Raw genomic sequence first — 15,209 nt, 5'->3', positions numbered from 1 at the left:
ATGTCGAGGAGATTGCATGCGCCGGATGTGGCTGTTGGCGGTGGTGTGGCTTACCGGGTGCCAGCATGTTGTTGCGCCGCCGCCCGTCGACGGCGAGATTCGCGATTTGCGCAGCGGCCAGGTGCTGACGGCGCAAGCGCTGATTCAGCGCCTGGCCAGCGCCGAGCGAGTGATTGTCGGCGAGCAGCATGACAATGCCGAGCACCACGCGGTGCAGTTATGGCTGTTGCAGGCGCTGGGTGAGCAGCGCGCGCAAGGCAGTGTGTTGCTGGAAATGCTTACGCCCGATCAACAGCCCAGGATCGCCAGGTTGCGCCAGTCCGCCGCGCTCCCTGCCGATCTTCCTGCTGCCTTGGCCTGGCAGGAAGGCTGGGACTGGACGCTTTACGGGCCGATTGTGCGGTTCGCGCTCGCACAACCGTATCCGCTGCTGGCGGCAAACCTTGATAACGCCGAGGTCCGTAGCGTCTATCGCAATCCACCCGCTTTGAGCGGCCCGCTCAGCAATGCTGAGGCGGTGAAGGCGACGTTGCTGGAGCAAGTCAGCGATTCCCACTGTGGTCTGCTGCCCGAGTCGCAAATGCCGGCGATGCTTGCTGTTCAGCAACAGCGCGACCGGCGCATGGCCGAACAGCTGATGGCGGCGCCGCATCCTTCGGTTCTGTTGGCCGGTGCATGGCACGCCCGCAAGGATGTCGGCGTGCCGCTGCACATGCTCGGCCTGGGCGCCGCGCAGGCCCCGAGCGTGCTGATGCTGGCCGAGCGGGGCGCCGAAGTCACGCAGGCGATGGCCGATTACGTCTGGTACACCGCTGCCATGCCAGCGCAGGATTATTGTGCACAGATGCGTCAACAGCTGGCCCGATGACTTTTCCACAGGCAAAAAAAGACCCGGTAAAAAACCGGGTCAAATAACCGTGATTAGCCTGATGAGGAGATAATCTGAGAGTCCGAACCAAGGGCTTTTCAGAATATCGACTGATCTCGCGACCAGTTGTGATAATCATAGCGATTCTCATTACCGAGTCAACAACTGATTCCGTATTTATTTGTTTCGGGCGTTGAAGTGGCCCGTCATCCCGCGAAAACCAAGGGATCGGCATCACCGATCGAGCGGTGCCGTTTGCGTGAGTTGTCGGTTCAATTGGCCGATGCGTCGCGCCATGCTCTCGATCAGGCTGTGGGCAATCTTCGGGTTGGTGCGGGTCATGCTCAAAAAATGATCGCCGGGAATCAGCATGACGGTACTCGGCTCGCGAGCGACGACCGTGGCATTGCGTGGCTCGCCCGTGAACAGCGCCATGGCGCCGAAGATCTCGTCCTTAAGCACTTCACCGACCTTGTGCCCGTCCACAAACGCCTCGGCGTGCCCGTCGATGATCACAAATACATGATCGGCGGCGTCCCCCTGATGGATCAGGGTTTCCCCGGCTTCTACCCGTTTGAAACCGTGGGTACTGCGAAATTCGCGGGGCTTGAGGTCGGCGACGGCATGGGCCAGAAGTGCCATCTGTCCCAGCAAATATTGCAAAAACTGCTCGCAACGGCCGCTGTCGGCAAACAAGTGCAGGAACACCTCGCTGCGTCTGTAGGGCAGCAAGCGCAATGGTCCCTCTGCGCACAAGCGGCAGTCGGCCCACGCCTCACCTTGCTGGAGACCAATCAGATCGCCTTCCTGCCAATAAAACAGTACCCGCGCGCCGATACCGCCGTTGATCACGCCGTCCTCCAGCAGAAACAACTGGTCGGCGGGCAACTGCGCCATCAGGTCTTCCGTTGCCTGCAGTTCGAGCAATGGCCCGCACTGTGTCAGGCCCAGCAGCCATTGCGCGGGCAGGTTCTGCAAACGATTGATCAAGGCATCGGCGTGCGCCGATTGTTCCCCCAGTACATACATGACGGCAGTGCCCGCTCAATTCTTGTGGCGTGAAGAGATGGCGTCGAGCTGCTTGTTCAGGGCGTCCTTGCGTTCGGCGGGGATGTCGTTCCAGTGCACATCCATCAGCGCGCCTTCGATCGCATACAACAACACCTTCGATGCACGAAACCCACGGGTACGCACGGCCCGGTAGGCGTCCACCGCGCCCAGGCGCCGCAAGTCCGAGGCGCTGTGGATGCCCACGGCATGCAGCCATTGCGCCGACGTCTTGCCAAGATTTTTCAGGTGTTGCAGTTCATCATTCATCAAGCCTCCTTGCGACGGCCGAATGGAGCGTGGGCGAGCTTCTCAGGAGTGTAGCCATCAGTAGGAAAAGCGTGGTTGTTTGGTCGGATTCGACGCAAATGCTTCTAAGAGGGGGAGGAAAGATCTGGCGAACGCAGAAGGGCGTGGCGTAACACATATAACTGTAGGAGTGAGCCTGCTCGCGATGACGGACTGACAGACAGCACATTTGCTGAATGTTAAACCGCTATCGCGAGCAGGCTCACTCCTACATGGGGGGGAGTGTCAGGTGCTGAACATGAATCTCAGCGCGTGCGATACCGCAACCGCGTGCCGAAATTCATCGACATGAGAATCTCGTCTGCGCTCAGCTCCGGCGGGAAGTACGCACCGGAAATCTGTGCGTGGGCCAGGCTGGCGCCTTCGAGCGAAGCCTTGCGGAAATCGATGCCACGCAGATCGGCGGAGCGAAAGTAGGCGTCCCGGAAATCCACGCCATCGGCGTTCAGTTCACGCAGGTCGAGGCCACGGAAATCACCGCCGACCATGTCAATCGGGCCGTCCTGTGGACGCTCCTTGTTGAAACCGGCGATGTCATCTTTGTGCAGCAAGGCATACAGCGGGGTGTCGAGAAGTTTCGGCTGGCTCATGTCAGATCACCTGTTGGTTTTATGGCGCCAGTATAGTGCCACTATTTAGCAGCCGTGAAGCGAGCGAGGGCTTCACGGCCGAAATAGTTTCTTACAGACCTGGCAGGCGCTGACGGATCTGCGCGACCACGGTGTCCAGCGTGCCGGATTCATTGGTCTGCACGCGTTTGCTACGGAGGATTTCTTCCGGCGTCAGCGCTTCGCGGTTGGCCTGCTGCGCTGCGATCACTGCCAGGGTGGCGTCGGACGGATCCTTTTGATCGGCCTGACGCAGCGCCAGCCAGCTCTCGATAACCGCTTGTGGGGCGTTGCAGTCGAGAATCAGGAACGGCGTGCCGGTGGCCTCGGCGATTTTTGCAGCGCTGTCACGTTGCTCTCGCTTGAGGTAGGTGGCATCAATCACTACCGGGAAACCGGCGTGCAGGATCACTTCGGCGATTTCATGCAGACGCGCGTAGGTCGCGGCGCTGGCCTCGGCGCTATAAATGCCGGCCTGCACGTCGTTGGCAACGGTCTGTTCACCGAACAGGCGCTTGCGCTCGACGTCGGAACGCAGACGAATCGCGCCCAGCGCTTCGACCAGGCGCATCGCCACGTGGCTCTTGCCGACCGCGGAGACGCCGTGGGTGATCGCCATGAAGCGCGAAGGAATGGTGCTGTAGCTCTCGGCGAGGTTGGCATAGTTGCGGTACTGGCGCAGGGTAGTGGCGCGCTGCACCGCCGTGGCGTCCGTCGGCATGCTGAACAAGGCCACCTTCGCGCGCACCAGCGCGCGGTAGGCTTTATAGAAGTTCAACACTTCCAGGCCTTGGTAGTCGCCGGTCAGTTCCAGATACTGGCTGATGAAACGCCGGGCCAGGGATTTCAGTCCGCGGTCTTCCAGGTCCATCGCCAGGAACGCAGTGTCGGCGTAGACGTCGGTGAAGCGGAAGGGTTCGTTGAATTCGATGCAGTCGAAAATCACCACCTTGTCATCGATCACGGTGGCGTTGCCCAAATGAATGTCGCCGTGGCATTCACGGGTGAAACCGTCAGCCTTGCGCTGGGCGAGCAGTGGCTTGAGGCGCTCGAAGCTGCTTTCGGCCCAGGCTTGCAAGGCTTCAAGTTGCAGCAGGTCGTTCTTGTCGCTGAGGAACGGCAGGATCTGTTCGAAATTCTGCCGCACCGGCGCCATCACGCTGTCCGGGGTGCCGGCGTCGTGTTCGGCCGGGACTTTTGGTGCGTTGAGGTGGAAGTGCGCAATCTGCTCGGCCATCGCATCGATGTGCTGAGTGGTCAGCTCGCCGTTGGCCTGAAGGGTGCTGAGCAAACCGGTCTGCGGGAACTGGCGCATCTTCAGCACGTATTCGATGGCCGGGCCGTCGCCGCCCAATTGCGGTGCTTCGACGCTGCCGGTGACTGGCAACACCTCCAGATACAAATCATCGGTCAGACGCTGATTCAGGCGCAGCTCTTCAGCGCAGAAATGTGCGCGGGCGTCCAGGCCGGTAAAGTCGAGGAAGCCGAAATTCACCGGCTTCTTCACTTTATAGGCAAAGGGCCCGGTGAGAATGACCCACGAAATATGGGTTTCGATGACCTGAAACCCTTCGACGGGATGCGGGTAGAGGGCCGGGTTTTGCAGGGCAGCGATCAGGGACTGGCTCACAGGCGATCCTTCAGAGACGGGGGAGATTCGAGGCGGCCATTATGGCTGCTTGCCCGCCTGACGCAAACCTCGGAGCGTGCCTGTTGAGGATCAATAAAGTGCGTATAATCCGCCGCCATGACTCGATCCCGATCCCCCCGTACCAAGAAAAAACCACCAGCCAAGGGCATGAACCCGTGGCTGAGCTGGGCCATTAAACTCAGTCTGGTCGGCCTTGTAGTGCTGGCCGGCTTCGCCGTCTACCTTGATGCCGTGGTGCAGGAGAAGTTCTCCGGCAAGCGCTGGACCATTCCGGCCAAGGTCTACGCGCGCCCGCTTGAGCTGTTCGTCGGACAGAAGCTCAGCAAGGACGATTTCCTCACCGAACTCGACGCCCTCGGCTATCGCCGCGAAGCCGTGAGCAACGGTCCCGGCGCCGCCGCCGTCAGCGGCAATACGGTTGATCTGAATACCCGTGGCTTCCAGTTCTACGAAGGCCTGGAAAAAGCCCAGCCGGTGCGGGTGCGTTTCTCCGGCGATTACGTGGCGGAGCTGTCGGCGACCAACGGCTCGAAATTGTCGGTGGTGCGTCTGGAGCCGCTGCTGATCGGTGGCATTTACCCGAAAAATCTTGAAGACCGCATCCTGATCAAGCTCGATCAGGTGCCGCCGTATCTGCTCGAAACCCTGGTCGCCGTCGAAGACCGCGACTTCTATAGCCATTGGGGTGTGTCGCCGAAGTCGATTGCCCGTGCGGTGTGGATCAACACCTCCGGCGGCAAGATGACCCAGGGCGGCAGTACGCTGACCCAGCAGTTGGTGAAAAACTTCTACCTGACCAGCGAACGCAGCCTGAGCCGCAAGCTTACCGAAGCAATGATGGCGATGTTGCTGGAGCTGCATTACGACAAGAAGGAAATTCTTGAGGCGTACCTCAACGAAGTCTTCGTCGGTCAGGACGGGCAGCGTGCGGTGCACGGTTTCGGTCTGGCCAGCCAGTTCTTCTTCGGCCAGCCCTTGTCCGAATTGAAGCTGCATCAGGTTGCGTTGCTGGTCGGCATGGTCAAAGGTCCGTCCTACTACAACCCGCGACGCAATCCGGAACGTGCACTTGAACGGCGTAATCTGGTACTCGACGTGCTTGAGCAGCAAGGCGTGGCCACTGCGGAGCAAGTCGAAGCGGCGAAAAAAATGCCGCTGGGCGTGACGACCCGCGGCAAGCTCGCCGACAGCTCTTTCCCCGGCTTTATCGATCTGGTCAAACGTCAATTGCGTGAAGACTATCGTGACGAAGACTTGACCGAAGAAGGCCTGCGCATCTTCACCAGTTTCGATCCGATTCTGCAGATGAAGGCCGAGGCCTCGGTCAACGACACCTTCAAGCGTCTGGCCGGGCGCAAGGGTTCCGATGACGTGGAAGCGGCAATGGTCGTGACCAACCCGGAAACCGGTGAAGTCCAGGCAATGATCGGCAGCCGTCAGGCCAGCTACGCCGGTTTCAACCGTGCGCTGGATGCCGTGCGGCCGATTGGCTCGTTGATCAAACCGGCGGTGTATCTGACCGCGCTGGAAAAACCGAGCCAGTACACGCTGACCAGTTGGCTGTCGGACGACCCACTGTCGGTCAAGGGCGCGAACGGGCAGGTGTGGAAGCCGCAGAACTACGATCGTCGCTCCCATGGCACGGTGTTCCTCTACCAGGGCCTGGCGCATTCCTACAACCTGTCGACCTCGCGGCTGGGCCTGGAAGTCGGCGTGCCGAACGTGCTCAAGACCCTCGCTCGACTGGGCGTGACGCGTGAGTTTCCGGCGTTTCCGTCGATGCTGCTGGGTGCGGGCGGCATGACCCCGATCGAAGTGGCGACGATGTACCAGACCTTGGCCAATGGCGGTTTCAACACGCCGATGCGCGGGATTCGCAGCGTACTGACGGCCGATGGCGAGCCGCTCAAGCGTTATCCGTTCCAGATCGAACAGCGTTTCGATCCGGCCTCCATTTACCTGATCCAGAACGCCATGCAGCGGGTGATGCGTGAAGGTACCGGCAGTTCGGTTTATAACGTGCTGCCCAAGACCCTGACGCTGGCGGGCAAGACCGGTACCAGTAACGACTCGCGCGACAGCTGGTTCGCCGGGTTCAGTCAGGATCTGCTGGCGGTGGTCTGGCTCGGGCGTGATGACAACGGCAAGACGCCGTTCACCGGGGCGACCGGTGCGTTGCAGGTCTGGAGCAGTTTCATGCGCAAGGCCGACCCGCTGCCGCTCGACATGCCGCAGCCGGACAACGTCGTCCAGGCCTGGGTCGATTCACGTACCGGTCAAGGCTCTGACGCCAACTGCCCGGGCGCCGTACAGATGCCGTATATTCGCGGCAGCGAACCGCCTCCCGGCGCCGCGTGTGCGAGCGAAACGCCCGCTTCCGGCGAGTCGGTGATGGATTGGGTCAAGGGCTGGATGAATTAAGCAAAGAGGGCTTCAAGTGAACAAGTGGTTGATTCCAGCGGTGACCGCCGTGGCTTTGCTCAGCGGCTGCTCTACCGTACAGCGTGGTTCGATTCCGGTGGTCGACTCCGGTACCGCCGTGTCCAACAGCGAACGCATTTCGGCCAACGGCGGTTTCCGTCAAACGACGGTGAAGCGTCCGGTACAGGGCCAGACTCAGGCGATTCCTCAGGGCGATACCGGTGTCGTGGTCATGGTGCCCGGCGGTGGCGCGACCACTTCGGCGCCGATCAGCAGTTCGCCAATCGTGCCCGGCCCCGCATCCGGCGGCATCACGCCTGGTCCGTATAACCCTTCGGCGGTGGACTCTGCGCCGGTCAATTCGGGCAGCTACAGCATGCCGTCGTCGCCTAGTGGCATCCCTTCGGCCAGCAGTGGCGGCGGTCTGTCGGCTGACGAACAACTGGACGGCCCGGTGCTCGCCCTGTTGACCACCGCGCAACAGCAGCAGGCCGGTGGCGACCTCAACGGTGCGTCGTCCAGTCTGGAACGTGCCCAGCGTGTCGCCCCGCGCGAGCCGCAAGTGCTTTATCGCTTGGCGCAAGTACGTATGGCCCAGGGCGATGCGCCGCAGGCCGAGCAATTCGCCCGTCGTGCACTGACCATGGCCAACGGCCGCCCAGATCTGCAGGCCAGCCTGTGGGACATCATCGCTCAGGCCCGTGAGAAGCAAGGCGATTCCGCCGGCGCCGCACTGGCCCGTCAGAAGGCCAAGGTTTCCCTGTGATGGATGCGCGTTTCCCGAAAATCGCCGATCAGCTGTTGCTGATCGAGCGTGAACTGCGTACCCAGGGCTGGTGGGATGAGGTCCCGCCGTCGGCTGAAGCACTCAGCAGTGTCGAGCCGTTTTCGGTCGACACGCTGGACTTCGAGCAATGGCTGCAATGGATCTTCCTGCCACGCATGAAGATGATCCTCGAACAGGATCTGCCGTTGCCGAACGCCTCGGGGATTCAGGAAATGGCTGAAATGGTATTTGCCCAGCGCAATCTTGGCGGCAAGGATCGTCAGTTGCAGGTGCTGCTTAAAGAGTTTGACCTGCTGATCACTGCTTCACGCTGAACGCGACTGTAGGAGCTGACGAGTGCAACGAGGCTGCGATCTTTTGATCTTGCTCTTCAAACAAGTCAAAGAAGATCGCAGCCTTCGGCAGCTCCTACATAGCCCTACACAGCTTCTTCGCAGCGATTACGAGCAATTCTCGGCAATCTGCTTCTTCGCTTCGACAATGCGCTCCTGACGTTGCGCGTCGTCAAGGCGCCGCAAATCACCCTCGACCTCCTCACGCAATCGCGGATTGTTCTGCAGTTGCGCCAGATTCGTGCGTGCCTGTTCGCAAAATGCCTTGAGCTGCGCCTGCTGTTCGGCGACCTGTTTCTTGACCTTGTCATCGATGGTTTTCTGATCACCGATTACCCCGCCGCCCGACATCGGCGCTGGTTTCGGCGCGGGCGAGGAGGGCGTTTGCACGGTGGTGGACGGTTGCCCCTGAGGCGGCTGCGCATCGAAATGCGTGACACCCTGGGCGTCGACCCATTTGTAGATTTGAGCGGCCGAGCACCAGGGGCTGAGGCCGACTAACAGAGTCAGGAGGAGCGTTCGCATGCTGATTCCTTGCTGAAAATGCGCAATTGACGCTAACAGAGTAGCGCTTTTCAGGTTTTTTCTTGCGTTCTCATGTGCTTACCCACAATTAACCACACAGACGACTTGACTTGCAGAGGGCGAAACAGAAGAATCCAAAGTCCGCTGTAGAGGGACTGCCAGAAGCAGACCCACTCGGTAGATCATGAGGCGCACATCCGCGCCGACCTGTTACACCCGCAACGCGTTACCTCGCGCTGGGTGGGAAAGGCCCGCAACACTTGGGACGATCCCAATACTTGCTCAGTCAGTGCTGACGTAGTCGGCGACCACCGTCGCTCATGCTCTGCCGAGAAGTAAACCTATTAAGACCCGCCCCTTTTTGTGGACGGTATTCTGGCGTTTTAGAGGTGAACAACGTGGAGCTTTTATCTGGCGGTGAGATGCTCGTCCGCTTTTTGCGTGACGAAGGCGTCAAATACATCTACGGGTACCCGGGTGGTGCTCTCCTGCATGTTTACGATGCCCTGTTCAAAGAACCGGAAGTGACTCACATCCTGGTTCGTCACGAACAAGCGGCAACCCATATGGCTGACGGCTACGCCCGTGCCACCGGTAAAGCCGGCGTGGTATTGGTGACTTCCGGTCCTGGCGCCACAAACGCCATCACCGGTATCGCCACCGCCTATATGGACTCGATTCCAATGGTTATCATTTCCGGTCAGGTGCCCAGCACCATGGTCGGCACCGACGCGTTCCAGGAAACCGACATGATCGGTATCTCCCGGCCGATCGTGAAGCACAGCTTCATGATCAAGCACGCTTCGGAAATCCCGGAAGTCATGAAGAAGGCATTCTACCTGGCGCAATCCGGTCGTCCGGGCCCGGTCGTGGTCGATATCCCGAAAGACATGACCAACCCGGCCGAGAAGTTCGAATACATCTTCCCGAAAAAAGCCAAGCTGCGTTCCTACAGCCCGGCCGTTCGCGGTCACTCCGGGCAAATCCGCAAGGCGGCCGAAATGTTGCTGGCGGCCAAGCGCCCAGTGCTCTATTCGGGTGGTGGCGTGATCCTCGGCAACGGTTCCGCACCGCTGACCGAACTGGCCAAAATGCTTAATCTGCCGGTGACCAACACCTTGATGGGCCTGGGCGGTTTCCCTGGCACTGACCGTCAGTTCATCGGCATGCTCGGCATGCACGGCAGCTACACCGCCAACCTGGCGATGCACCATGCCGATGTGATCCTGGCCGTCGGCGCGCGCTTCGACGATCGCGTGATCAACGGCCCGGCGAAGTTCTGCCCGAACGCCAAGATCATCCACATCGACATCGACCCGGCGTCGATCTCCAAGACCATCAAGGCCGATGTGCCTATCGTTGGCCCGGTGGAGAGCGTCCTGACCGAAATGGTCGCGATCCTCAAGGAAATCGGCGAGACCCCGAACAAGGAGTCCGTGGCCAGTTGGTGGAAGCAGGTTGATGAATGGCGTGGCGATCGTGGCCTGTTCCCTTATGAAAAGGGCGACGGCAGCAAGATCAAGCCGCAGACCGTGATCGAGACCCTCTGCGAAGTGACCAAGGGCGACGCTTTTGTGACCTCTGACGTCGGTCAGCACCAGATGTTCGCGGCGCAGTACTACACGTTCAACAAGCCTAATCGCTGGATCAACTCCGGTGGCCTGGGCACGATGGGCTTTGGTCTGCCAGCCGCAATGGGCATCAAGCTGAGCTTCCCCGACGACGACGTTGCCTGCGTCACCGGTGAAGGCAGTATCCAGATGAACATCCAGGAGCTGTCGACCTGCTTGCAGTATGGCTTGCCGGTGAAAATCGTCATCCTCAACAACGGTGTGCTGGGCATGGTTCGCCAGTGGCAGGACATGAGCTACGGCAGCCGTCACTCGCACTCCTACATGGAATCGCTGCCTGACTTCATCAAGCTGGCTGAAGCTTACGGCCACGTTGGCGTACGCATCACCGAATCGAAAGATTTGAAGGCGAAGATGGCCGAAGCGTTCGCCATGAAGGATCGTCTGGTGATCATCGATGTTTCGGTCGACACCAGCGAGCACGTCTACCCGATGCAGATCAAAGACGGCTCCATGCGCGATATGTGGCTGAGCAAGACGGAGCGTACCTAATCATGCGGCACATTATTTCCTTGCTTCTGGAAAACGAACCCGGCGCTCTGTCTCGCGTGGTCGGCCTGTTCTCGCAGCGCAACTACAACATCGAAAGCCTGACCGTGGCCCCGACCGAAGACCCGACCCTGTCGCGTCTGACGCTGACCACCGTGGGTCACGATGAGGTCATCGAGCAGATCACCAAAAACCTGAACAAGCTGATCGAAGTGGTCAAGCTGGTGGACCTGTCGGAAAGCGCTCACATCGAACGCGAACTGATGCTGGTCAAGGTCAAGGCCACTGGCGCCCAGCGCGCCGAGATCAAACGCACCACCGATATCTACCGTGGACAGATCGTCGATGTCAGCGCCAGCGTGTATACCGTTCAATTGACCGGTACCAGCGACAAGCTCGACAGCTTCATTCAGTCCATCGGCACCGCTTCGATTCTGGAAACCGTCCGTAGCGGCGTGACCGGCATTGCCCGCGGCGACAAAGTACTCAGCATCTAAACCAAATTAGCGCATGGCCTGAACGGCCGGATATAAGGGGAAATTCATGAAAGTTTTCTACGATAAAGACTGCGACCTGTCGATCATCCAGGGCAAGAAAGTTGCCATCATCGGTTACGGCTCCCAGGGTCACGCTCAAGCGTGCAACCTGAAAGACTCCGGTGTCGACGTTACCGTCGGTCTGCGTAAAGGTTCGGCCACCGTTGCCAAAGCCGAAGCTCACGGCCTGAAAGTGACTGACGTTGCTTCTGCTGTGGCGGCTGCCGACCTGGTCATGATTTTGACCCCGGACGAATTCCAGTCCTCGCTGTACAAGAACGAAATCGAGCCGAACATCAAGAAAGGCGCCACCCTGGCCTTCTCCCACGGCTTCGCGATCCACTACAACCAGGTTGTTCCGCGTGCCGACCTCGACGTGATCATGATCGCGCCGAAAGCCCCGGGCCACACCGTGCGTTCCGAGTTCGTCAAGGGCGGCGGTATCCCTGACCTGATCGCGATCTACCAGGACGCCTCGGGCAACGCGAAAAACGTTGCACTGTCCTACGCCGCTGGCGTTGGTGGCGGCCGTACCGGCATCATCGAAACCACTTTCAAGGACGAGACTGAAACCGACCTGTTCGGCGAACAAGCCGTTCTGTGCGGCGGCACCGTTGAGCTGGTCAAAGCCGGTTTCGAAACCCTGGTTGAAGCTGGCTACGCGCCGGAAATGGCCTACTTCGAATGCCTGCACGAACTGAAGCTGATCGTTGACCTCATGTATGAAGGCGGTATCGCCAACATGAACTACTCGATCTCCAACAACGCCGAGTACGGCGAGTACGTGACCGGTCCGGAAGTCATCAACGCCGAGTCCCGTCAGGCCATGCGCAACGCCCTGAAACGTATTCAGGACGGCGAATACGCCAAAATGTTCATCAGCGAAGGCGCAACCGGCTACCCTTCGATGACCGCCAAGCGTCGTAACAACGCCGCTCACGGTATCGAAATCATCGGCGAGCAACTTCGCTCCATGATGCCGTGGATCGGTGCCAACAAGATCGTCGACAAAGCCAAAAACTGAGTCAGCGTCCCTTGTATGAAAAAAACGCGGCCCTGGCCGCGTTTTTTCGTTTGAGACGGCGGTTCTGGTATAAAGCTGCATCGTTTGTGGCCGAACTGTCGTCCTCAAGCTTCTGTCGAATTTTTTCCACACCGTTGCAAGGTAATGTCCATGAGCGAACGTCCCGAAGAGCCGAACAAGGCTTCCGACGCCGAAAGCCTCCTGCCCATCGATGAGCACATCGAAGAAGGGCACGACGCAGAAGGTCGTAAAGTCCGGCATCGTGGTATCTATCTGCTGCCGAACCTGTTCACCACCGCCAACCTGTTCGCAGGGTTCTATTCCATCATCAACTCGATGAGCGCCCAGGCGGCCTTGAGTGCCGGCGACTCGGCGAATGCGAGCAAATACTTCGCGTTCGCCGCGATCGCGATTTTCGTTGCCATGGTGCTCGACGGCCTCGACGGTCGGGTTGCACGCATGACCAACACGCAGAGCGCGTTCGGCGCCGAATATGACTCCCTGTCAGACATGGTTGCTTTCGGCGTCGCGCCTGCGTTGCTGGCTTTCGGCTGGGCATTGGGTGACATGGGCAAGGTCGGCTGGATGGTCGCCTTCATCTATGTAGCTGGCGCGGCGTTGCGTCTGGCGCGTTTCAACACTCAAGTGGGTACGGCAGACAAGCGCTACTTTATCGGTCTGGCCAGTCCGGCAGCCGCGGGTGTGGTGGCGGGTATCGTCTGGGCATTCAGCGATTACGGCATTCAGGGTTCGAAGATGTCGTTCCTGGTTGCGTTGATGGTGGCGGCGGCCGGCATGTTGATGGTCAGCAACATCAAGTACAACAGCTTCAAGGAGCTGGACTTGAAAGGGCGTGTGCCGTTCGTGGCGATCCTCGCCGTGGTGCTGGTGTTCGCGGTCGTGTTCAGCGATCCGCCGCGCATTCTGCTGCTGGTGTTCCTCGCCTACGCTGCTTCCGGCCCGGTGCAATACCTGTTGCGCCTTCGTCGTCACAAAAACGCCGAGTGATGTAATTTCCCGCATACTCCGCAGTCTATGGGTGCACCTGTCCTCCAAAGCTGCGGAGTTGTCATGTTGATCAAGATCCCCAAAGCATCTGACTGCCATGAGTCGGATGTCACGCCCGAATCCATCTATCTTTCCCGTCGCCAACTGCTCGGTGCTACCGCCGCCGGTATTGCTGTCAGCAGCCTGCCGCGTTGGGCCAGTGCCGCGGATCCTTCTCGTTACTCCGATGTTGAACCGGGCAAAGCGCCGGCCTGGTTCGCCGAAAAGCTTCCTTCTACCCAGTGGGGCGCGGTCAGCGTCAAGGATGAGGCGATCACGCCTTATAAGGACGCTACTCACTACAACAACTTTTATGAGTTCGGTACCGACAAGGGCGATCCGGCGGCGAACGCCGGATCGCTGAAAACCGAACCGTGGAGCGTGGTGATAGACGGAGAGGTGGGTAAGCCGGGACGCTATGCGCTTGAAGATTTCATGAAACCTTATCAACTGGAGGAACGTATCTATCGCCTGCGCTGTGTCGAGGCGTGGTCGATGGTCATTCCCTGGATCGGTTTCCCCATCTCGGCGTTGCTCAAGCAAGTCGAGCCGACCTCAAAGGCCAAATACATCCGCTTCGAAACCTTGCAGGATCCCAAGAGCATGCCCGGGCAGCGCTCCGGGTTCGCCTTGATTGACTGGCCCTATGTCGAAGGCTTGCGTCTGGACGAGGCAATGAACCCGCTGGCAATCCTCGCTGTGGGCATGTATGGCCGGGAACTGCCGAATCAGAACGGCGCACCGCTGCGGTTAGTGGTGCCGTGGAAATATGGCTTTAAAAGCGTGAAGTCCATCGTGCGGATCAGCCTGGTCAGTGAGCAGCCGAAGACAACCTGGCAAAGCATCGCCGCGGATGAGTACGGCTTCTATGCCAATGTGAATCCGACGGTTGATCACCCGCGCTGGACCCAGGCACGGGAGCGGCGATTGCCGAACAGTCTGTTCAAACCGAATGTGCGTGACACGCAAATGTTTAACGGCTACTCGGAAGAAGTCGCTTCTTTATATACAGGGCTCGATCTGCGGAAGAACTACTGATGCGTTACCCGTTCTGGCGAGTGGGCGTTTTCATCGCGGCGGCGATCTGGCCTTTGCTCTGGTTCTATCAGGCTTTTGCGGATTTGCTCGGGCCTGATCCGGGTAAGGTGCTGGTAGATCGGTTGGGGCTGGGGACGCTGGTATTGTTGTTGATCACGCTGAGCATGACCCCTTTGCAGAAACTGACCGGGTGGGCGGGGTGGATTGCCGTTCGCCGGCAGCTGGGGCTTTGGTGTTTTGCGTATGTGGCTTTGCACCTGTTCAGCTATATGGCGTTTATCCTCGGGTTCGACTGGTCGCAGTTGGGCGTCGAGTTGAGCAAGCGGCCGTACATTATTGTCGGTGCGCTGGGTTTCCTTGGACTGCTGATATTGGCGGTGACGTCGAATCGCTATAGCCAACGTCGCTTGGGTACTCGCTGGAAGAAGCTGCACCGCCTGGTGTACGCCATTTTGGGACTGGGTTTGCTGCATATGTTATGGATTGTGCGGGCTGATCTGGAGGAGTGGGCGATTTATGCCTTTATAGGCGCCTTGCTTTTGGTGCTTCGTGTGCCACCAGTGCTGAGGCGAATCCCGCGTTTATTGGCTAGAAAGCAAAATGTTCAAGAAAAGCGAAATTAACGGTTGACGGCAGATTCTGGAGGTCTATAATTCGCCCCACTTCCGGCGCAGTCGAAACGGAAAACTCCTTGAGATTCAAAGAGTTACGCAGTTTTCGACAGCGGCTTGCTTCAGATCATCGAAGCCTGGAAGGAGTTGAAAGGGCAGTAATGTTTGGCTCTTTTAACGGTTCGATCTTCTCGGTCGAAAGCGGAGAAAAAGAGGTGTTGACAACAGCGAGTAACGCTGTAGAATTCGCCTCCCGCTAACGAGAGATCGGAAGCGCAAGTGGTT

15 protein-coding genes are annotated in these 15,209 nt (G+C 59.1%); 10 read left to right on the top strand and 5 right to left on the bottom strand.

The window, feature by feature from the left end:
• The first annotated feature begins 16 nt into the window (after positions 1–16).
• The gene (locus HU755_RS06955) at positions 17–868 is read left to right on the top strand and encodes a ChaN family lipoprotein (RefSeq protein ID WP_186631030.1); all 852 of its coding nucleotides are present in this window, start codon (positions 17–19) and stop codon (positions 866–868) included.
• Positions 869–1,102: 234 nt separating this feature from the next.
• Here HU755_RS06955 and HU755_RS06950 read toward each other — a convergent pair whose 3' ends face one another.
• The 4 genes from HU755_RS06950 to HU755_RS06935 form a co-directional block, all read right to left on the bottom strand.
• The gene (locus HU755_RS06950) at positions 1,103–1,897 is read right to left on the bottom strand and encodes a Crp/Fnr family transcriptional regulator (RefSeq protein ID WP_186631029.1); all 795 of its coding nucleotides are present in this window, start codon (positions 1,895–1,897) and stop codon (positions 1,103–1,105) included.
• Positions 1,898–1,912: 15 nt separating this feature from the next.
• Complete coding sequence (locus tag HU755_RS06945) at positions 1,913–2,185, bottom strand: TfoX/Sxy family protein (RefSeq protein ID WP_064392505.1); 273 nt, start codon at positions 2,183–2,185, stop codon at positions 1,913–1,915.
• Positions 2,186–2,469: 284 nt separating this feature from the next.
• Positions 2,470–2,814, bottom strand: coding sequence for a pentapeptide repeat-containing protein (locus HU755_RS06940; RefSeq protein WP_186546922.1), 345 nt, complete (start codon positions 2,812–2,814; stop codon positions 2,470–2,472).
• 91 nt (positions 2,815–2,905) lie between these two features.
• Positions 2,906–4,462 (bottom strand): AAA family ATPase, encoded by a 1,557-nt coding sequence (locus tag HU755_RS06935; protein WP_186631028.1) that lies wholly within the window; start codon positions 4,460–4,462, stop codon positions 2,906–2,908.
• 117 nt (positions 4,463–4,579) lie between these two features.
• On the opposite strand from HU755_RS06935, the gene mrcB reads away from it, so the two are divergent.
• From mrcB to HU755_RS06920, 3 genes are read left to right on the top strand one after another with little or no spacing between them, the layout of a single operon-like run.
• Positions 4,580–6,904, top strand: coding sequence for a penicillin-binding protein 1B (gene mrcB, locus HU755_RS06930; protein WP_186546924.1), 2,325 nt, complete (start codon positions 4,580–4,582; stop codon positions 6,902–6,904).
• A gap of 16 nt (positions 6,905–6,920) precedes the next feature.
• Complete coding sequence (locus tag HU755_RS06925) at positions 6,921–7,670, top strand: hypothetical protein (RefSeq protein WP_186631027.1); 750 nt, start codon at positions 6,921–6,923, stop codon at positions 7,668–7,670.
• On the top strand, positions 7,670–8,005 hold the full coding sequence (locus tag HU755_RS06920; RefSeq protein WP_186631026.1) for a YqcC family protein: 336 nt from the start codon (positions 7,670–7,672) through the stop codon (positions 8,003–8,005). Before HU755_RS06925 ends, HU755_RS06920 begins: the two co-directional genes overlap by 1 nt.
• Before the next feature lie 126 nt (positions 8,006–8,131).
• On the opposite strand, the gene HU755_RS06915 is transcribed toward HU755_RS06920, so the two are convergent.
• Positions 8,132–8,548, bottom strand: a complete 417-nt coding sequence (locus HU755_RS06915; RefSeq protein WP_186546927.1) for a DUF4124 domain-containing protein — start codon at positions 8,546–8,548, stop codon at positions 8,132–8,134.
• Positions 8,549–8,946: 398 nt separating this feature from the next.
• On the opposite strand from HU755_RS06915, the gene HU755_RS06910 reads away from it, so the two are divergent.
• The 6 genes from HU755_RS06910 (at position 8,947) to msrQ (ending at position 14,936) form a co-directional block, all read left to right on the top strand.
• The gene (locus HU755_RS06910; RefSeq protein ID WP_186546928.1) at positions 8,947–10,671 is read left to right on the top strand and encodes an acetolactate synthase 3 large subunit; all 1,725 of its coding nucleotides are present in this window, start codon (positions 8,947–8,949) and stop codon (positions 10,669–10,671) included.
• Positions 10,672–10,673: 2 nt separating this feature from the next.
• Complete coding sequence (gene ilvN / locus HU755_RS06905; protein WP_003176102.1) at positions 10,674–11,165, top strand: acetolactate synthase small subunit; 492 nt, start codon at positions 10,674–10,676, stop codon at positions 11,163–11,165.
• A gap of 46 nt (positions 11,166–11,211) precedes the next feature.
• Positions 11,212–12,228: a ketol-acid reductoisomerase gene (gene ilvC, locus HU755_RS06900; RefSeq protein ID WP_003228216.1), complete on the top strand. Its 1,017-nt coding sequence runs from the start codon at positions 11,212–11,214 to the stop codon at positions 12,226–12,228.
• A 150-nt stretch (positions 12,229–12,378) separates the two neighbouring features.
• Positions 12,379–13,236: a CDP-diacylglycerol--serine O-phosphatidyltransferase gene (gene pssA / locus HU755_RS06895; protein ID WP_186546929.1), complete on the top strand. Its 858-nt coding sequence runs from the start codon at positions 12,379–12,381 to the stop codon at positions 13,234–13,236.
• Positions 13,237–13,299: 63 nt separating this feature from the next.
• Positions 13,300–14,313, top strand: a complete 1,014-nt coding sequence (gene msrP / locus HU755_RS06890; protein ID WP_186631025.1) for a protein-methionine-sulfoxide reductase catalytic subunit MsrP — start codon at positions 13,300–13,302, stop codon at positions 14,311–14,313.
• Entirely contained in the window at positions 14,313–14,936 is a 624-nt protein-coding gene (gene msrQ, locus HU755_RS06885; protein ID WP_186631024.1) for a protein-methionine-sulfoxide reductase heme-binding subunit MsrQ, read from the top strand. The genes msrP and msrQ overlap by 1 nt, the downstream gene beginning before the upstream one ends.
• Positions 14,937–15,209 lie beyond the last annotated feature (273 nt).

The organism is Pseudomonas sp. SWRI111 (assembly GCF_014268555.1).
Lineage (GTDB): Bacteria > Pseudomonadota > Gammaproteobacteria > Pseudomonadales > Pseudomonadaceae > Aquipseudomonas > Aquipseudomonas hamedanensis.
This window is presented reverse-complemented; position numbering and strand designations above follow the sequence as displayed.